The 18663-nt window shown below is 41.1% G+C and carries 18 protein-coding genes; 8 read left to right on the forward strand and 10 right to left on the reverse strand.

Translation table 11 applies throughout. The features are described from left to right. Nucleotides 1-6: 6 nt before the first annotated feature. Nucleotides 7-1158, reverse strand: a complete 1152-nt coding sequence (locus FY048_RS13970; protein WP_005042593.1) for an EmrA/EmrK family multidrug efflux transporter periplasmic adaptor subunit — start codon at nt 1156-1158, stop codon at nt 7-9. 268 nt (nt 1159-1426) lie between these two features. After that, nucleotides 1427-1924, reverse strand: a complete 498-nt coding sequence (locus FY048_RS13975) for a thioesterase family protein (RefSeq protein ID WP_004641674.1) — start codon at nt 1922-1924, stop codon at nt 1427-1429. 142 nt (nt 1925-2066) lie between these two features. Between FY048_RS13975 and hemB the strand changes: the two genes are divergently transcribed. Continuing rightward, a complete protein-coding gene (gene hemB / locus FY048_RS13980) occupies nt 2067-3080 on the forward strand; it encodes a porphobilinogen synthase (RefSeq protein ID WP_198496352.1) in 1014 nt (337 codons plus the stop codon). A gap of 25 nt (nt 3081-3105) precedes the next feature. After that, entirely contained in the window at nt 3106-4221 is a 1116-nt protein-coding gene (locus tag FY048_RS13985; RefSeq protein ID WP_446091534.1) for an NAD(P)/FAD-dependent oxidoreductase, read from the forward strand. Here FY048_RS13985 and FY048_RS13990 read toward each other — a convergent pair. After that, nucleotides 4213-5118, reverse strand: a complete 906-nt coding sequence (locus FY048_RS13990; protein ID WP_446091535.1) for a TIGR01777 family oxidoreductase — start codon at nt 5116-5118, stop codon at nt 4213-4215. The genes FY048_RS13985 and FY048_RS13990 overlap by 9 nt on opposite strands. 83 nt (nt 5119-5201) lie before the next feature. After that, nucleotides 5202-5654, reverse strand: a complete 453-nt coding sequence (locus FY048_RS13995) for an ABZJ_00895 family protein (protein WP_446091536.1) — start codon at nt 5652-5654, stop codon at nt 5202-5204. 380 nt (nt 5655-6034) lie between these two features. Between FY048_RS13995 and FY048_RS14000 the strand changes: the two genes are divergently transcribed. Further along, entirely contained in the window at nt 6035-6412 is a 378-nt protein-coding gene (locus FY048_RS14000; protein WP_446091537.1) for a VOC family protein, read from the forward strand. Nucleotides 6413-6487: 75 nt separating this feature from the next. Here the strand turns inward: FY048_RS14000 and FY048_RS14005 are convergent, their stop codons facing one another. Beyond that, nucleotides 6488-6961, reverse strand: a complete 474-nt coding sequence (locus tag FY048_RS14005; RefSeq protein ID WP_446091538.1) for an OsmC family protein — start codon at nt 6959-6961, stop codon at nt 6488-6490. A 164-nt stretch (nt 6962-7125) separates the two neighbouring features. Between FY048_RS14005 and FY048_RS14010 the strand changes: the two genes are divergently transcribed. Both FY048_RS14010 and FY048_RS14015 read left to right on the forward strand, forming a co-directional pair. Continuing rightward, entirely contained in the window at nt 7126-8394 is a 1269-nt protein-coding gene (locus FY048_RS14010) for an exonuclease SbcCD subunit D (protein WP_446091539.1), read from the forward strand. Nucleotides 8395-8403: 9 nt separating this feature from the next. After that, nucleotides 8404-12000, forward strand: a complete 3597-nt coding sequence (locus tag FY048_RS14015) for an AAA family ATPase (RefSeq protein WP_446091540.1) — start codon at nt 8404-8406, stop codon at nt 11998-12000. 111 nt (nt 12001-12111) lie between these two features. On the opposite strand, the gene FY048_RS14020 is transcribed toward FY048_RS14015, so the two are convergent. Next, nucleotides 12112-12954 carry an undecaprenyl-diphosphate phosphatase gene (locus tag FY048_RS14020; protein WP_446091541.1) on the reverse strand — a complete coding sequence of 281 codons (843 nt, stop codon included), beginning with the start codon at nt 12952-12954 and terminating at the stop codon, nt 12112-12114. A 107-nt stretch (nt 12955-13061) separates the two neighbouring features. Next, nucleotides 13062-13754, reverse strand: a complete 693-nt coding sequence (locus FY048_RS14025; RefSeq protein WP_446091542.1) for a YggS family pyridoxal phosphate-dependent enzyme — start codon at nt 13752-13754, stop codon at nt 13062-13064. Nucleotides 13755-13880: 126 nt separating this feature from the next. Here FY048_RS14025 and FY048_RS14030 point away from each other — a divergent pair, with 126 nt between their 5' ends. Together FY048_RS14030 and FY048_RS14035 are read left to right on the forward strand one after the other, a co-directional pair. Beyond that, nucleotides 13881-14918, forward strand: a complete 1038-nt coding sequence (locus FY048_RS14030) for a type IV pilus twitching motility protein PilT (RefSeq protein ID WP_003653239.1) — start codon at nt 13881-13883, stop codon at nt 14916-14918. Between the two features lie 19 nt (nt 14919-14937). After that, complete coding sequence (locus tag FY048_RS14035; protein ID WP_004641663.1) at nt 14938-16056, forward strand: PilT/PilU family type 4a pilus ATPase; 1119 nt, start codon at nt 14938-14940, stop codon at nt 16054-16056. Between the two features lie 69 nt (nt 16057-16125). On the opposite strand, the gene fur is transcribed toward FY048_RS14035, so the two are convergent. Then, nucleotides 16126-16563, reverse strand: a complete 438-nt coding sequence (gene fur / locus FY048_RS14040; RefSeq protein WP_016139030.1) for a ferric iron uptake transcriptional regulator — start codon at nt 16561-16563, stop codon at nt 16126-16128. 111 nt (nt 16564-16674) lie between these two features. Between fur and FY048_RS14045 the strand changes: the two genes are divergently transcribed. Further along, nucleotides 16675-17073, forward strand: a complete 399-nt coding sequence (locus FY048_RS14045; protein ID WP_003653245.1) for an outer membrane protein assembly factor BamE — start codon at nt 16675-16677, stop codon at nt 17071-17073. A 67-nt stretch (nt 17074-17140) separates the two neighbouring features. On the opposite strand, the gene FY048_RS14050 is transcribed toward FY048_RS14045, so the two are convergent. Beyond that, nucleotides 17141-17452, reverse strand: a complete 312-nt coding sequence (locus tag FY048_RS14050; protein WP_446091543.1) for an RnfH family protein — start codon at nt 17450-17452, stop codon at nt 17141-17143. Continuing rightward, nucleotides 17452-18519, reverse strand: coding sequence for a hypothetical protein (locus FY048_RS14055; RefSeq protein WP_446091544.1), 1068 nt, complete (start codon nt 18517-18519; stop codon nt 17452-17454). Before FY048_RS14055 ends, FY048_RS14050 begins: the two co-directional genes overlap by 1 nt. Between the last annotated feature and the right edge of the window lie 144 nt (nt 18520-18663).

Raw genomic sequence — 18663 nt, forward strand, 5'->3', positions numbered from 1 at the left:
AAGCGTTTACTTCGCAGATAGGTCGACTTTTGCTTCCATCGACAAGCCAACACGCAGTGGGTGTTCAGCAAGTTCTTTTGGGTCAAGTGCAATACGAACTGGTAAGCGTTGAACCACTTTAATCCAGTTACCTGTTGCATTTTGAGCCGGAATTAAGGCAAAGGCAGAGCCTGTACCACCAGAGAAGCCCATCACTTTGCCGTGATATTCAACATCGTCACCATATAAATCTGAAGTAAGTGTGACGATTTGACCCGGACGGACTTTTTTCAACTGACTTTCTTTAAAGTTCGCATCTACATATAAATCGTTGAGCGGCACAATCATCATCATGCTAGTGCCCGGTGCAACACGTTGTCCGACTTGAATATTACGACGTGTGACCACACCATCAACTGGCGCACGAATCACGGTACGTTCTAAATCAAGCTGAGCTTGTTCAACATGTGCTTGTGCAACTTGTACATCGGGTGTTGAAGTCTCGCTTACACCCTGAATTAAAGCTTCGTTCGCTGCAAAAGTGCTTTCGGCAGCTTTACGGCTTGAAGATGCTTGCGCTAAACCTGCTTTGGCAAGCTCTAGCCCTGCTTTGGCTGTTTCAACTGCACTTTGTGATTTAGTGAGCTCTTCTTTAGACACTGCACCAGACGCGGCAAGTTGCGCACGGCGATTCAGCTCTAAAGCAGCTCTGTCGTAGTCAGCCTGTGCTTGAGCAACTTGAGCTTTGGCACTGGTAATTTCGTCGGCACGCACCACAACTTGAGAGTTTAAAGAGCTACTGTTTGCCGCAGTTTGTTTGTATTGACGTTTTGCTTTAGCGAGTTCTGCCTCAGCTTGAGCCAGTGCAATTTTGGCATCACGGTCATCAATACGAACCAGCACGTCACCACGATGTACCGTTTGGGTATCTTTTACCACAACCTGAGCGACCTGCCCGCTTACCATTGAAGTGATTTGAGCCGTTTCTGCACCGACATAGGCATTATCCGTACTCACGGAATGATTTAAAAATAATGCCCAGATTGCATATAAAATAGCGGCGATCAATAAAATCAGCGCAAAAAAACCAAGAAATTTTTTGCGCTTGTTTTGATTGTTGTCATCCGAGGCAGATGTTGTTGGCACTGTTTCTTGTACATTGCTTTGTGCATCAGTCATGGTATGTTCCTAAAGATGGGTTGGCTTTGCCATCAATCTCGCACTACACCTTGTTATAGAGTTTTTATTTTTCTATAAACAAGACATACCGCATTGTCAAAGGAGCTAATTTTAACGCTAAAACCTCATGATATGAGAATAAAAAATTATAACTAATGCGTTCGTTCTAATTAAATTAATGTTTATCTCAAAGTTTTTGTGAAAATTCCTGCTTTTCAAACACCAAAAAAAGCGCACTTGGCGCTTTTTAACTACTTAAATGGGCAATTTAATAGGCGTATGAAGCAATACCCGCAGCAATTGCTTTGCCTTCATCATTGACCATGGTCATGCGCATGGTACAGCCCTTACGACCTAAACGCAGAACTTCGGCACGTGCAATAAAGTATTTACCACGCCCCGGCGCCAAATAATCTACACGCATGTCGACAGTTGCCAAACGCGATACTTGCTTAATGGTCTCGGTTAAAGTTTCCGGCGTTGAACGGCGATATAGATGTTCCATTGCCACAATACCGCCAATGCTATCGAGCAAGGTTGCAGCAACTCCACCATGCAAAATCTGAAATGCCAGATTACCAATCAGGTCGGGTTGCATCTCGATATAGCCTTCAATTTGCCCGTCCACCACACGCATAATCATTCCACTATGCTTAAAAAAAGGAGAGCTATTAAACGCCTTACATAATTGCTTAAGAACTACATTCAGGTCAGTTTTTGCACCTAAATGAATGCTCCCAGTCCAATTTTTCTTTTCATCACTCATACATTGCCTAAATTTAAAAGCATGATAAACACCCATAATTTTGTACAAATCCAGCATTATGGGGCTACAATACAGCAGTCGGTTGACAGTAATGGAATATCCGCCAACCTATCCTAGTGTAATACCGAACATCGAGATTGTTATGACTTATACGTTCAATCGTCCTGCATTTCCAGCCACTCGCATGCGCCGTATTCGTAAAAATGACCAGTTGCGTGCGATGGTCAGCGAAACACAGCTCACTACCAATCACTTGATTTATCCAGTATTTGTATTACCGGGACAAAATCAGACCCAAGATATTCCAAGTATGCCAAACATTCAGCGTTTGTCGGCAGATTTATTACTGAAAAAAGCTGAAAGACTTCTGGAATTGGGCGTATCTAAACTGGCTCTTTTTCCAGTTACGCCTCAAGAAGATAAAAGCCTGACCGCAGAAGCTGCATGGCATGAAGATGGTTTAGTCCAAACCACGTGCCGTTTACTTAAAAAAGAATTACCAGAAATGGTGTTAATTACTGATGGTGCACTCGACCCATACACCACGCATGGTCAAGACGGCATTATTGATGAGACAGGCTATGTGCTGAATGACGAGACTGTCGAATGCTTGATTAAACAAGCGCTCAGTCACGCAGAAGCAGGTGCCGAAGTGATTGCACCAAGTGACATGATGGATGGCCGTATTGGTGCTATTCGTCAAGCTTTAGAAGCCAATGGTCACATCTATACCAACATCATGGCCTACTCTGCGAAATATGCGTCTAGCTTCTATGGTCCGTTCCGTGATGCTGTTGGCTCTGCATCCAACCTCAAAGGTGGTAATAAATATAACTACCAGATGGACTTTGCCAACCGTGCCGAAGCGTTACATGAAATCGCACTTGATATTCAAGAAGGCGCTGACATGGTGATTGTAAAACCGGGCATGCCATATCTGGATGTGGTACGTGAAGTGAAAGATACCTTTGGTGTTCCAACCTTCATTTATCAAGTGAGTGGCGAATACGCGATGTTAGCGGGCGCAATTCAAAATGGCTGGTTATCAGAATCAGTGATTTTAGAATCACTCATGTGCTGCCGCCGTGCTGGTGCAGACGGGATCTGGACTTACTTTGCAGAAACCGCTGCCGAAAAACTCAAGGAAATGAACTAAGTTCGCAGAGAAAGGATAACACTGCATGCATATTGCAATGATTGGCGCGGGCATAAGTGGATTAATGTCTGCGCTAGAGTTGGTTGAACAAGGCTGTACGTTAAGCATTTTCGATCAACAACAAGCGGGACAAGCAGCCTCTTGGGCTGGCGGAGGGATTCTTTCTCCGATGTACCCTTGGCGCTATGTGTATGCAGTGAACCAACTCGCTCAATTTGGCAAAGCGTCTTATCAAGCATGGAACCAAAAACTCTCCCCTGTTACAGGGATTGATTTTGAAATTCATGACACAGGCATGTTGATTTTTGATGAAGAAGATTTTGACGTCGGACTTTCCTACGCCGATCAACATCAAGAACCCATGCAACGCTGTGAATATTTACAACGAGATGCCCTAGAGCAAGTCAACCCGCATATTTCCGCTCAGTTTCAAGAAGCCATTTATTTTCCTGAACTTTCTAATATTCGTAACCCACGCGTATTACAGTCTCTGATTAGTTATTTAAAACAGCATCCAAATGTTGAGTTTTTTGAACACGCTGCTGTTAAAAAACTGATTCAACACGGTGATGTGATACAAGCGCTACAAACCGAAGATGGTCGCAAACATACAGCAGATCATTTTGTAATAACTTCGGGAGCTTGGAGCCATTACTGGAACTCACAATTACAACTCGAAATTCCAGTCGAACCTGTTCAAGGTCAAATGTTGTTATTTAAAACCCCTGCTCACTGGCTACCGACCATGTGTATGAATCGAGTGATGTATCTGATTCCTCGTATGGACGGTCATATCGTGTGTGGTTCAAGCATGGCACATCGGGGGTTCGACACTTCCACCGATGAAACAACCCAGCACAATATTTTAGAAGCTTGCTTAGAAATGGTTCCAGAACTGGCAGATTTCCCGATCCTACAGCGCTGGGCAGGACTCAGACCAAGTTCACCAAATGGCGTTCCTTATATTGGCAAAATGCCTGAAATGGATAACCTCTGGGCAAACTTTGGTCATTTTAGAAATGGGTTATGTATGGGTGCAGGCTCTGCACAATTACTCCGTCAGCTTATGCTGGGTCAACCAACGTTAGTTGATGCAAAAGCATATTCACCAGAGCGCCTACAAAATAAAATCTTAGCCTGACGCGAGTACATTCTCTAAAGCCATTTTTAGTTGAGGATAAGCAAATTCAAATCCTTCTGCTTGCAGAGCTGCGGGTTTAACGTATTGACCATTTAAGATCAATTGCGACTGCTCTCCCAACAAACAGCGAAAAACTGTGCTTGGTGCTGACAACAGTGGTTTCTTATTCAAAACCTCAGCGGCTTGCTCAACAAAAACTTTTTGAGTCACATTTTCTGGTGCCACGACATTGTGAATTTGGGCAGATTGAGGATGTCTAAATATAAACTCGATTGCGTTTAAGACATCTTCAATATGTACCCAAACTACAGGCTGACGACCGTGACCAATTTGACCAACTAAATTGAGTCGAATCGGAAGCAACATTTTAGGCAAGATGCCACCGCCCTGCCCAAAGACCACACCTAAGCGAATAATTTTAGTATTTTGCTGAGTATCTGCTAAAGCTGCGTTTTCCCACTCTTGGCAAAGCTCGGACATAAAAATAGGCTGTGGCAGGCTTTGTTCTGTGCACACCTCTGCCCACTTTTCTTGATCATCAATCCCGTAATAACCAATCGCTGAGCCAGAGACAATCACTTCTGGAAAAATTTCAGATTGTTTTAGCCACGGATACAATTTTCGGGTCGTGTTTACTCGGCTTTCAATGAGTTGCTTTTTACGTGACTCAGTCCAGCGTTTTTCGCCAATATTTGCACCTGCCAAATTCACCACATAGTCAATTTGACGTGTCGCAATATCTTCGACTTTTTGCACCCACTGTAAGGCAGGATGGTCAGATATCTTTCCAACCTGCCGCGTAACAGCAATCACGTTATAATTTTTTTGCAGCAGGAACTTAATTAAATGCGTTCCGATAAAACCACTGGCACCCGTGATTAATACATTCTTATTCATATTTCCTCCTAAGCTGAGGACTCAAGTTTTATTTAATTGTATAAGACTCATTTATATTTAATCGTAGCTGTTTATATAGTGATCTATTGCATATTAAACATTTTGCTTGCCATTCGCTGTGCCTGTTTGCCGTAAAACCAGTAAGTAATTAAATAAAGGGGAATGGCTAACATTAAAAGCATAATCACCATAATACTTAAGAACTGAGGCTGTTTGAGGTAAAGCATAAAGTTTTGCAAAATCTCAGGGTCTCTTCTGGCAAATAAAAACAGGCCAAATAAAACGCCACACAAGTTATAGCCCCAGAAAATCAGGGTAAAACCTAAAGTAAATTTCTTTTTTTCTTGTACAGTCGGTGCACGGCGTTCTTTCTTTAAAAATTTAAATAAGACAAAAATCATTGCGCCTAAATAGGGAATGGCTGTTAAAATACCGCCTACACTCGCTGGTAATAGTGCTGCAACCACACCAACAACTAAGGTGAGTGCGATGCATAAAGCAAAAAACCAGAGAAAGTAAGAACGTAATTTGGTCATATTTTTGCCTAATTTATGGGTTTAAAAAATAATTATAAATTTTTTTCAATTTTTTTTCATTTTTCTGTCAACCAATCTGAATCTCTTGACGTTATATAGAGTAATAAGGTCGCAGCAACCGAATACTTCCTTTGCACGGCATCCGCAAAATTGTTTCGGTGACCTTTCATTACGACTCTTTTCTTCCTTCAGATTAGGTTTTGTTAGCAGCCGAAACCCTTGATGAAGTTTTTGACCGACGATTCTCTCATCACTCGAATCGTCGGTTTTTATTTTCTGGCACTTTCATTTATTTTACGCTCAACCTACACAATCGTTATTTCATAGCTATGAAAGCTATGGGTATACTTTTTACACCATAAAAATATGTTTTAAATAATATGAACAATATTGCCTATTTTGAAATCCAGTCTTCAAACCCTGCTCGCGATGCGCAGTTTTATCAAGCTGTGTTCGGCTGGCAATTTAAACTCGATGAAAGTTTACCCATTGAATATTATCGTATAGAAACCCCTTCACTCATGGGCGGCCTATTAAAACGTCCTGCTCAAACGCCTCCAATGGAATATGGTACCAACGCATTTACGTGTTCGGTTCATGTCGAAAATTTCGATGAAGTTGCTGCAAAAATTTTAGCGCAAGGCGGTATTGTTGCAATGGATAAATTCGCCATTCCCGGTCGTGCTTGGCATGGTTACTTTGTCGATTTAGACCACAACGTTTTTGGTATTTTTCAAGCCGATGAAAATGCAGCTTAAAGTTTTTATTTAACGACTTTATTTATTTTTTAATGTATAGCCACCGCCTTTTTATCGGTGGCTATTTCATATTGATTACTCAGCAAAACTAAAGCTGGCTTCACATGTAATTGGGAAATTCACCGAATTGGCAATCATACATTCATGATGCGCTTCTTCATGTAATTTTGCAGCAAGCTCTTGGTTGGCGCCTTTTTCCAAAACAATCTCTGGCTTTAAAATAATTTGAGTAAAGTGGCCACGTTTAACTGGATCTGCATCCTCCATGAATCCAAGCGCGTGGTCGACATAACTCACAACGTGAATATGATTGACTGCACATAGGTGTAAATACCACAGCTTATGACAAGCTGAAGCTGATGCAACCAGTAAATCTTCTGGGTTCCATCTGGTCACATCACCTAAATAGGCTGGGTCTGATGAACCTTGAATCGTGGCCTTTTGTGGGTGTTGAATACTAAAGTCTCTTTTATATGAACGATAAGAAGAAGTGCCTGTTCCCGTATTGCCTTCCCATTGTATTTTTACTTCGTATTTATGAATGGTCATTTTGTTCTCAAAGTTCGTTGTTTGCCTTGATAGTAACAAAGCAAAGTTTAAAGTGAAAAATTTAATTTAGATTTTACGGTGGGCTTAAATATCGAGCACTTTAAAATGTCTTTATAAAATCTCCTGCCAATTTATGCTAACGTATCTGTGTTTATCTTGGCTTGATGTCTGTTTCTATGTCCGTACATTTTCTACATACTTCTGACTGGCATTTGGGGCAGTTTTTTTATAATCATTCACGCCACTACGAACACCAACAATTTTTAAGTTGGTTACTTACTCAAATTCAAGAAAAACAACCGCATGCCCTACTTATTGCTGGCGATATTTTTGATGTTATTAACCCAGGTTCTCAAGCACAAAAGCAACTCTACCAATTTTTAGCAGATGCGCATCGTCTTGCCCCATACATGCAAACGCTCATGATTGCCGGGAATCATGACTCAGGCTATCGTATTGAACAGGTCGAACCTCTTTTAGAAAAATACAATGCGAAAACCGTGGGCGTGGTTCGCTGGAATGAAGATAAAACTCTAGATCTCGATCGTTTGCTTTTGCCGATTTATAATCAAAATCAGGATATTGTGGCGTGGTGCCTTGCCCTACCTTTTTTACGTTCGGCGGAAATTACGGGCTTTAATGAACATACTACTAACAGCAAAAATGCGATTGCCTATTTGCACCAGCAACTCATTGCCGAAGCCAAACGTCGTAAAACGCCAGACCAAGCGCTTATTTTGATGTCGCATGCGCATATGCAAGGTGGAGAAACATCCGACTCTGAACGCCCAATTATTATTGGTAATGAAGAAGCTCTTTCAACCACTTTGTTTGAAAATGCTGTCGACTATGTGGCTTTAGGGCATTTGCATAAACCACAAAAAGTAGGTCAGCCGCACATTCGTTATAGTGGCTCGCCAATTCCGCTGTCTTTTAGTGAAATTAACTATAAGCACCAAGTGGTTGAGGTCAAAATTGACCCGACTCAAGAAGCAGACAGTCGTTTGCAATTTGAAGCAGTAGAAATTCCACGTTGCATACAGCTACACCGCATTCGTGGTGAGTTAAACGAAGTGCTACAACAACTCAAAGCTTTACCACATGGCGTTGTTGAAAATATTGACCATCGTGAATATGTCGATATTGAATATTATAGTTTAACGCCGCCACAACCGAATTTACGCCAGCAGTTTGAAGCAGCTTTACCACCTGAGCGCTATCGCTTAGTACGTATTTCACGCCAATATGTGAACAAAGACACCACCGATTCAAATACCACTCAGCAAATTGCACTCGAACCACCAACACCAGAAAAGCTATTTCAAAATATCTGGGAAAAACAAGGTTACAGCGCCGATGATGCAGTATTAAAAGATTTTCTGAGTCTGGTACAAGAAGCACAAAAAAATCTTGAAAATGATGCAACCCCTTAAGGATATGTCATGAAAATTTTATCCATTCGTATAAAAAATCTGGCATCTCTTTCTGATGAACACTTTATTGATTTTGAAAGCGCACCTCTCGCCCATGCGGGTCTGATAGCGATTGTAGGGAAAACGGGTGCAGGTAAGTCGACCATTTTAGACGCGATGTGTCTGGCCTTGTTTAATCGGGTGCCTCGCCTTAAAGACAGTGATGGTAAGTTAAAAGATGTCGATGGCTCAGAATTACTGACCAACTCACCTTTAACTGTCTTACGCCGTGGTACAGGACATGGTTTTGCTGAACTGTGCTTTATTGCGCAAGATCAAAAACGCTATTTGGCACGTTGGGAAATTAAACGTGCACGTGAAAACCCAAATGGTAAATTACAAAGCGTGCAACGCCATTTAAAATGTCTGACCGATGGTGTGGTGCTTGCAGATAAAGCCAAAGCGGTTGATGAAAAAGTTAAACAAATTACCCAGCTTTCATTTGAACAGTTTACGCGTGCTGTATTACTTGCCCAGTCAGAAGTGACCGCATTTTTAAAAGCACGAGACAGCGAACGCGGTGAATTACTTGAGTACTTAACCAACTCCAGCATTTTCGCCAAAATCGGTGAATTAGCTTTTCGTAAAACAGCAGATATTGCAAAGCAGCGTAAACAGCTTGAAGAGTTCTTAGGCCATATCGAAATTTTGTCTGATGAAGAGATTGCGGCATTTACCGAACAATACCAGCAAGCGGAACAAAACCGTCAACAGTTAGAACAACAAAAAAATGTCTTAGACAAACAACAACAATGGTTTGAGCGTAAAGCCAAACTTGAGCAAGAAGTTCAAGCTAAACAACAACAGTTTCAAACCCAGCAAAACCATCATCAACAATTGGCTTCCGAACGTGAGCAATTAAAACGGCTCGAAGTTTTCTCTGAAATACGCCAGCAGGTTTTTCAGCAATCTCAAAATTTACAAACGCTACAACAACTTGAGCCACAAATTCAACAAGCTCAAACCAAGTTTAATAACCTACTACAAGTTTTTGAAACGGGACAAAAACAATATCAACTTGCAGAGCAAGAACTCAAACATACGCTCGATTTTGAGCAGCAGCATCAACAAGCTTTAAATCAAGTTCGACAGTCCATTCAGGAACGTGCTTTTATTGGTGATGAATATAAAAAGTGCAAAGAAAAAAGAAACGTACTTGAGCAGAAACTCAGTCCACTGCACCAACAGCAAAATACTGTCCAACAGCACATTGCACAGCTTGAGCAGAACCAAATTCATCTTCAACAGCAGCTTACTCAAACTCAGCAATATGCTGTATTAGATAAAGGCCTTTCAGCGCATCTACATCAGCTTGGGCAATTTATTCAAAATTACCAAGCGATTGAACAACAGCTTGGCAACCCTACCCTTGCTCGCCAAAAGCTGTCGGAAGCTAAAAGTGAACTCGAACAACTCGTAACTTTACTAGGTACCGTTGAACAGATTGAGTTAAAACTTGAACAACAGCGTAAAGACAAAGATCAGAAACTTGTTCAAATCACGCAGTTAGATTTGATTCAGCAAAAAATAAAAACTTATCATGAGTTATATGCTGAGCTTCAGCAGTTTGCTGAAAAACATACTCAAACCTCAGAGCAAGAACAGCGGCTTAAAACCCTTTGCCAGTCGACTGAGCAAGAGTACCAAACAGCAAAAACTGAACGTGAAAAGTTACAGCACATCCTGCAACAGCAGCGTTTACTGCACACCGAAAATATTGAGCAGTTACGAGCCAATCTTAAAGACGGCGAAGCTTGCTTAGTGTGTGGAAGCACACATCACCCCTATCGTGTTGATGACAGTGCAGTCTCCAAGGCCTTGTTCGACTTACAGCAACAGCAAGAGCAACAGGCCGTAGTTCTAGAGCAAACTAAATTTAATGCATGGCAAAACCAACAACATGCTCTCACCCAGTGTAGCGCCGAGCTTGAGCAAGTTCAGAAATACTTAGCTCAACTTCAAGCTAAACAATCAAGCTTGCAGCAAGAGCTTGAGCAGCAATTTAGCCTCAATCAGTTACAGATTGAGCTTAATCAAGTTCCTGAACAAATCTTGCAAACGCTTAACGAACTCAGACAAATCGCACAAACTGCGATAAGTTCATTTGATTCAGAAAACTTGCGTTTAACCCAAGCGATTAAACAACACAATCAGCTCGTTCAATCTATTCAGCGTAATGAGACACTGCTAAACACGGCACAGCAATGGCAACAACAAGTTCAACATATTGTTGAGTGTTTATCGGAAAATGAACAGCATGCATGGCAGCAGTCGAGTAGCCAAACGGCTAAGCAGACTTGGTCGATTCTCGACGCACGCGCCAAGCAACTTGAGCAACAAGAACAGCTTTCACAACGTTTCGAGCAGCAGCAACAAGAACTTAAAATGCTAGCTGCCAATCTTGAACAAATGACCAAACAAATTGATGAGGTCGATCAAAATCTCAAAGACATTACGCTTAAAGGCCAACAAAATAATGAAAAAGCGGTGTCGCTCATTCAGCAAATGACGGGCCGCGCTGACATTAAACCGCATGAATGGTTAATTGAACATGACGCTAAACGTCAGCAGCAACAAACGGCATATCACGAAGCTAAACAACGTTTCGAACAAACTAGACAGCACTTTGAGCAGCAAAAACAGGCGCTTGATCAACTCAAGCATCAGCATCAACACACTGCACAACATCAGCAGCAGGTTGATGAGCAAATTCAAAAATGGTTAAAGGCCCATGTCGATTTTCAAGCGTCTGAGCTTACAGCGCTCATGCAGATTAATTCAGCCCAAGAACAAGATATTCGTAACCGCCTTAATCATGCTGAGCGTCTATTAAGTGAAGCCTCATCTGCCCTAAAAACTATGCAAGAGCAATTGAGTGAGCATTTACAAACTCAGCCAGATATTGAACATGAAAAGCTTGTTAACCTCATTCAAGACAATATTGCAGAACTCAAAGCACAGCTTGAAGTACGTGATCGGCTTAAGCTTAAGCTCGAGGTACATCAACAAAACCTTGCGAAGCAGCAACAATACGCCGAGCAAATTCAAAATATTCAGCAAGAAGAACATCGCTGGAGCAAAATTTCAGGTCTGATTGGTGATGCTAAAGGTAAAGAGTTCCGTGACTACGCCCAGCAATATCACCTAGATATTTTAGTTGAACATGCCAATCAGCAACTGGCGATGCTGTCTCAACGCTATACGCTTAAACGTTTAGAGCAATCGTTAAGTCTTGCGATTATTGACCACGATATGGATGGAGAAACCCGCTCTGTTGCCTCTTTATCTGGCGGTGAGTCGTTCTTAACTGCCCTTGCCTTGTCTTTAGCGATTGCCAATATGGCCTCGGGTTCAATGAAAATTGAATCTCTGTTTATTGATGAAGGGTTTGGTACTTTAGATGCTTCGTCTTTGCACATGGTTATGAACGCTTTAGATCAATTGCAAAATCAGGGCCGTCAGGTCATTCTGATTTCACACATTCAAGAAATGCATGAACGTATTCCTGTACAAATTCAGGTGAAACCACTCGGTGCTGGTGCAAGTACCATTGAAGTCGTGGGTTAATTTATTAAGATTTCATATCTTAAACTTGATTGAATCTTATATAGCAAAGGGGCGTATCATTTACGCCCCTTTGTCTTGTATTCATTTTCTTTTATTTTAAAACATCAAAAATTAATTAACGCAGAGCACTACAACTGCAAAACCGATACAGTACATACCGAACAAATGCCAGCGCCCATGTTCTAACCATGATGACAACCATTTTAATGCCAAAAGGCCAGCACCAAAGCTAAAGCACATGCCTAATAAGCTGGGAACCATCGAATGGAACACTTGTCCATGAGCTACAGTTTGTAAGCCTTGAGCGTGAACTAAACGATATAATTCTTTTAAAATTACTGCTGGTGTTAATACAACCGCCAGCGCAAAACTGAATTCTTCAGCCTTTTGGCGTGATACACCTAAAAATAGCCCTGTAGAGATGGTTGCACCAGAACGTGAAAAGCCACGGAAAGGCAAACATAACGCCTGCACTGCCCCAATAATAGAAGCACTACGTAAACTGATTTCACCTTGTTGTCCGCGATCTAAACGCGAAGATAAAATAATCAGAACACCTGCCGAAATCAGCGCAGCTGCCATGAGTTTTGAGTTACTAAACAAATGCTCAATTTCGAAACTGCTCGCGCCGCCGAAGAACACATGTTTAATCATAGATTGAAGCGCTAAGCCAAGCGCACCTGTAATTAGGGTTGCCAAAATAATATAGAAGGCTTGTTTTTTGAAACTTTCCCATGAAGAAAAATAGGTTTTTTTCCAAGATTTCCAAAAGTAGACAATCACTGCAAACATCGTACCTGTATGTAACATCACAAGTAAGAAAGTCATATCAGGTGCAGATGGATCATACCCCATTAACTTTTCAGCTAAGATAACGTGTGCGGAACTAGAAACTGGCAATAATTCAGCAAAACCTTGAATGATTGCCAGAATGAAAACATGCAACAAATCCATACCCTACACACTCAAATATTAAAATATCTGGGTTATAAGCTAGGAAAATTAAATTTAAATTAACAAATTACAGTTACCCGACAAAACGTCTATCTAAATTGTAAAAGTCATTTTTTCTCAACTGTATCGCGCTTTCCAAATAAAGCCGTTCCTACACGGACCATGGTTGAACCTGCGGCAATTGCAGCGTCTAAATCACCTGACATTCCCATACTTAATGTGTCCCAGTGTTCTGGGTGGACATGTTGTTCTTTCACAGCATCAAACAAGGCTTTAGCATCCGCAAAAGCAGCTGTATTGTCTGGCGCTGGAATCACCATCAAACCGCGTAATTTGATTTTCGGCAGTTGACTAATTTGAGCAACTAACTCGGCAACCTCATCTGGTGCACAACCATCTTTACTGTCTTGCCCATCAATATTCACCTGCAAACAAATATTCAAATCAGATTGATCTTGAAGTCTTTGATTAGATAAACGCTCAGCAATAATTAAACGGTCTACACCATGCACCCAATCAAACTTTTCAGCCAAATGTTTAGTCTTGTTGCGCTGAACATGACCAATAAAATGCCATTCAATTTCTAAATCGTGTAAAGCTTCAATTTTGTCTAAAGCTTCTTGTAAATAGTTTTCACCAAATGCTCTTTGCCCTGCTGCATACATTTCACGCAAACTTTCACTCGGATGTGTTTTCGACACGGCTAAAAGTTGCACAGTTTCAGGCGCACGCTGAGCATGTTCACAAGCACGTTGGATTTGCTGTAATACGAGCTGTCGCGCATCTTGCAGGTAATTCATTGACAAGGTTCTCATTTTCAAAAAACTTTTTTGCTTTTCACCTAAAGCGAGGTGTTGGTAAGCCTCGGTGAAAGCCGTATATTATTCTACAAAATAATGACATATTTTGATTTACTTGGGGAAATTATGGATATTACAGAGCTACTCGCTTTCTCTGTGAAAAATGGCGCGTCCGATTTACATTTATCTGCTGGCATGCCACCGATGATTCGCGTTGATGGTGAAGTCCGTCGCATTAACTTACCAGCTCTAGATCATAAAGATGTTCACCGTCTGGTCTATGACATCATGAATGATAAACAGCGCCGAGACTACGAAGAAAAACTTGAGACTGACTTTTCTTTTGAAGTGCCCAATGTTGCTCGTTTCCGTGTTAACGCATTTAACCAAAACCGCGGTGCTGGCGCTGTATTTCGTACCATTCCATCTAAAGTACTTACTATGGAAGATTTAGGCTTAGGGCAAATCTTTAAAGATATTTGTGATTACCCACGTGGGATTGTACTGGTAACAGGTCCAACAGGTTCGGGGAAATCAACCACGCTTGCAGCGATGATGGACTATATCAACGAAAATCGTTATGACCATATTTTAACAGTTGAAGACCCAATCGAATTTGTACACCAGTCGAAGAAATGTTTGATTAACCAGCGTGAAGTACATCGTGATACGCATGGCTTTAATGAAGCACTACGTTCGGCACTGCGTGAAGACCCCGATATTATTTTAGTCGGTGAGATGCGTGACCTTGAAACCATTCGTTTAGCACTTACTGCTGCTGAAACTGGTCACTTGGTGTTTGGTACGCTCCATACGACTTCTGCTGCAAAAACCATTGACCGTGTGATTGACGTATTCCCTGCCGAAGAAAAAGACATGGTTCGTGCCATGTTGTCAGAATCTTTACAGGCTGTTATTTCGCAAACCCTTCTTAAAAAGAATGGCGGCGGACGTGTCGCAGCACATGAAATCATGATTGGTATTCCTGCCATTCGTAACTTAATTCGTGAAAATAAAGTCGCACAAATGTATTCATCAATTCAGACTGGTGCAAATCATGGCATGACAACACTCGACCAAAGCTTAAAAGGTTTGGTATCTCGTGGTGTGATTAGCCCACAAACTGCACGTACTGCTGCAAAACAGCCTGAATCATTCCTATAAAAATAATTAGAGAATAAATATGGATTTTAATGACCTACTCAACCTCATGGTTGAAAAAAAATCATCCGATCTTTTTATTACAGATGGTGTTGCACCATCTATGAAAATTAACGGGCAAATTGTTCCAATTTCAAAAAATAGTCTTTCAGGGGATGTTATTGGTCAACTTTTACATTCCATCATGAGCGAAAAACAACGCAAAGAATTTGCAGACACTCGTGAATGTAACTTTGCCATTATGAACCGTGATAAAACGGCCCGCTTTCGTGTGAGCGCTTTTCAGCAGCGTGACATGCCAGGCATGGTACTACGTCGAATTGAAACTAAAATTCCTTCAATTGATGACTTGCAGTTACCGCCCGTTCTTAAAGATTTATCAATGACCAAACGCGGTATCATTATTTTTGTTGGTGCAACAGGTACTGGTAAATCGACTTCATTGGCTTCAATGATCAGCTATCGCAATCACAACACTAAAGGTCATATCATTACTATTGAAGACCCAATCGAGTTTATTCATGAACATGCGGGCTGCATCATTACCCAACGTGAAGTCGGGATCGATACAGACTCTTTTGAAATTGCCTTAAAGAATACTTTGCGACAAGCACCAGATGTCATTTTGATTGGTGAGATTCGATCTCGTGAAGTTATGGACTACGCGATTGGCTTTGCTGAAACAGGTCACCTTGTATTGGCTACGATGCACGCTAACAATGCCAACCAAGCGCTCGATCGTATTATTCACTTCTTTGAAAGTGACCGCCACAGTCAGCTTTACATGGACTTATCGCTTAACTTAAAGGCCATGATTGCTCAGCAACTTATTCCAACGCCTGATGGTAACTCGCGTCGCGCTGCAATTGAAATCTTAATTAACTCACCATTAATTTCGGACTACATTCGTAAAGGTGAAATTCATGAAATTAAAGATTTAATGAAGCGTTCCCGTGAACTCGGTATGCAAACCTTTGACCAAGCATTGTTTGATCTCTATAAAGCAGGCCAAATTACCTACAAAGATGCATTAAAACATGCCGACTCACCAAATGATTTACGTTTGACGATTAAGCTTGCCGAAGAAGGACCTGATCAAATTGCAGGCACAAATCAGCATTTAACCTTCGACCGACAGTAATTTCCCCATAAAAAAAGGAAGGTTAAACGTAACCTTCCTTTTTTATTTGTTTTCTTTGTGTGAAAACGATTATTTCTTGCGCAACACTTCCTGACACTCAGGTTCGTTACAGTAACCGTAGAGGTTTAATGAGTGACCCGTTAAGGTAAACCCATATTGGTCTGCTACAGCATGCTGTTCCTTCTCGATAACATCATTAGTAAATTCAATAACTTTGTTGCAATTATAGCAAACCAAATGATCGTGATGATCTTCTTGCATAATTTCGAAAACAGAATGATTATTTTCGAAATGATGACGCTGAATGATACCTGCAGCTTCAAATTGTGTTAACACACGGTAAACTGTCGCAAGACCGACATCTTCCCCTTGTTCTAACAAAGTCTTGTAAATATCTTCAGCACTAAGATGATGTTGCTTTGAATTTTCTAATAATTCCAAAATCTTAATTCGTGGAAGGGTAACTTTAAGTCCAGCTTTGCGCAAATCTTGATTGGAAATAGGCATGAAAAAAGGTCTCTCAACAAATCTCAAGTTGGAATAGGCAATAGAATTTAGATGAAGTATGATCTATCCTTTGATCAAATGCATCATAATTTATTGGGATAGTGTAGCAAAATGCAAAAACTCGTGCTGACGTTATTAGTCACTTCACTCCTTGCTGGTTGTTCAATCTTTGGTGTATATAAGGTTGATATTCCTCAAGGGACTCCTTTGACCAAAGCTCAGGCCTCTCAAGTACAAGTCGGCATGAATTTCCAGCAAGTGCGTTTTTTGCTTGGTAGTCCAACTGTGACTGATCCCCTCAATCCTCAGCGTTGGGACTACATTTACAACTATATCCCGGGAACTTACGCTAAAAAGGCAAAAATCCCCGCAGCACATGGTCAGCATTTAAAAATTTACTTTGATGGCACTGGCACAGTAACTAAAATTGAAGGTTTAGAAACTATTCCAGAATCGCAACCAGGTTTACCTGCTTCTAAAGAAGCGATTTTAACTGCCCCACCACTATAATCGTTTTTTCTAATAAAAATAAACCCCTCAAGTGAAATACTTCGAGGGGTTTTATTTATGGGGCTTATTACTTTAAGCGATTACTTTTAATATATCGCCCCACAGGATTTTTCTCGGCGCGGTTACGGCGTATATCCTTAGGATTAATCGTTAAAGTTCGATAAACCTCTACCCGATCACCCGCTTGTAAAATCGCATGTGTCTCAACTTTTGCACCAAAGATGCCAAGTTGTAATGGCTCAGGCAAAGTTACCTGTGTCTGCAAGCCACTCGCTTCAACTGCTTGTAATGCTGTCATTCCAGCTTCAAATGGAACAGCAACTAAAAACTGTTGCTCTGGGGCTGCAAAAGCAACCCACACTTGCTGAGCTTTTTCCATCAGATCATTTGTCCAACTACCGCAATCATGGCAATTACAATTGAAAGCGGTAAAACAATACGTACCGCAATACGCCACAAGTTATAGAACAACTCATTGCTAAAATTCATTGATTTACGCAAGTGGCTAATTTTCATAATCCAGCCAGCAAAAATTGCATAGATGAGGCAAATGAGTAATCCCCAAAGCATCAAAATCAGCGTAAAAATGCCGTGAAGTTCAGGCACAGCCCAAACCGCAATTGCTACAACAATAATCACCCACTGTAAAACGTACATCAGTTGACGTTGAGCAAGCTGTTCTTTAGCAAGTTGAATAAACAGAGCTGTTGTCATTACCGCAGTAAAAATCCAGGTGAAAACAGGAAGCTGTGCTTGAAGAGAAAAGAAACCAAACGCAACGACAGCAATCAATTGAGCCAACCAGATTGGAAGTACAGTTTTTGTAACGCCTTCTTGAGAGTGAATTACAGATAAACTATTTTGCCAGTAAAGTCCTAAGCCTAAACCACTCGCAACAAGAGCAAGTACAGTTGCATTACCCCATTCTTTAAATTCAACATTTGTCCAATGCCAAGGCTGTAAAGTCGTTCCCATTGTATTAGCTAAAACAAGAGAAGCGATTACACCGACTGTCATGAGCAGAATTAAAATCTGACGCGGAATAAAAGATAAAATTAAAGCCGCAACTGCAAGCCCAGCAAAAACAATTTGCCCAGAAACGCTGTTATTGAGCTGTACTGTCAATAAATTGCCAGCAGTACTCAGTACATTCCCGGCTAAAAAAGGAATAAAAATAACTGCAAGCCAACCAGCCAAACGCCATTTTGGTGAACTATCTGCTTCACGAGTTAAACTTGATAAAGCATTTAAAGCAGTAGTCTTCGACCGTTTTGCTAAAGCAATTTCTAAATAGCAAACTGGCAAAGCCAATAACAGCATTGTGCCTAACCACAATAACCAGAAATCGATTTGACGATCAATCTGGATCCCCATAGCGGGCGCCAATGTCGCCATAATGATGAAAGACAAGCAAAACGCCATCAGGGGCGATAACCATCGTGACATAGGTATGTCCTGCATTATGCATTCCTTGAAAAAGACTATCGATATTTTGCCCGTCTCATGCCTGAAAATCAAAGTTTGCTCAATAAAAAAAGCAAACTACCGAAACGATAGTTTGCTGCGCTAACTAAAATTATAAGTTTTGTT

Source organism: Acinetobacter sp. 1124_18A (assembly GCF_052824995.1).

Bases quoted from the DNA above. Each gene is read 5' to 3' on its own strand.
- FY048_RS14015 (WP_446091540.1), top strand. From the start codon at position 8,404: ATGAAAATTTTATCCATTCGTATAAAAAATCTGGCATCTCTTTCTGAT.
- FY048_RS14050 (WP_446091543.1), bottom strand. From the start codon at position 17,452: ATGGAAAAAGCTCAGCAAGTGTGGGTTGCTTTTGCAGCCCCAGAGCAA.
- FY048_RS14035 (WP_004641663.1), top strand. From the start codon at position 14,938: ATGGATTTTAATGACCTACTCAACCTCATGGTTGAAAAAAAATCATCC.
- FY048_RS14045 (WP_003653245.1), top strand. From the start codon at position 16,675: ATGCAAAAACTCGTGCTGACGTTATTAGTCACTTCACTCCTTGCTGGT.
- FY048_RS14020 (WP_446091541.1), bottom strand. From the start codon at position 12,954: ATGGATTTGTTGCATGTTTTCATTCTGGCAATCATTCAAGGTTTTGCT.
- FY048_RS14000 (WP_446091537.1), top strand. From the start codon at position 6,035: ATGAACAATATTGCCTATTTTGAAATCCAGTCTTCAAACCCTGCTCGC.
- FY048_RS14055 (WP_446091544.1), bottom strand. From the start codon at position 18,519: ATGTCACGATGGTTATCGCCCCTGATGGCGTTTTGCTTGTCTTTCATC.
- fur (WP_016139030.1), bottom strand. From the start codon at position 16,563: ATGCCTATTTCCAATCAAGATTTGCGCAAAGCTGGACTTAAAGTTACC.
- FY048_RS14030 (WP_003653239.1), top strand. From the start codon at position 13,881: ATGGATATTACAGAGCTACTCGCTTTCTCTGTGAAAAATGGCGCGTCC.
- FY048_RS14025 (WP_446091542.1), bottom strand. From the start codon at position 13,754: ATGAATTACCTGCAAGATGCGCGACAGCTCGTATTACAGCAAATCCAA.
- FY048_RS13970 (WP_005042593.1), bottom strand. From the start codon at position 1,158: ATGACTGATGCACAAAGCAATGTACAAGAAACAGTGCCAACAACATCT.
- FY048_RS14005 (WP_446091538.1), bottom strand. From the start codon at position 6,961: ATGACCATTCATAAATACGAAGTAAAAATACAATGGGAAGGCAATACG.
- FY048_RS13990 (WP_446091535.1), bottom strand. From the start codon at position 5,118: ATGAATAAGAATGTATTAATCACGGGTGCCAGTGGTTTTATCGGAACG.
- hemB (WP_198496352.1), top strand. From the start codon at position 2,067: ATGACTTATACGTTCAATCGTCCTGCATTTCCAGCCACTCGCATGCGC.
- FY048_RS14010 (WP_446091539.1), top strand. From the start codon at position 7,126: ATGTCTGTTTCTATGTCCGTACATTTTCTACATACTTCTGACTGGCAT.
- FY048_RS13995 (WP_446091536.1), bottom strand. From the start codon at position 5,654: ATGACCAAATTACGTTCTTACTTTCTCTGGTTTTTTGCTTTATGCATC.
- FY048_RS13985 (WP_446091534.1), top strand. From the start codon at position 3,106: ATGCATATTGCAATGATTGGCGCGGGCATAAGTGGATTAATGTCTGCG.
- FY048_RS13975 (WP_004641674.1), bottom strand. From the start codon at position 1,924: ATGAGTGATGAAAAGAAAAATTGGACTGGGAGCATTCATTTAGGTGCA.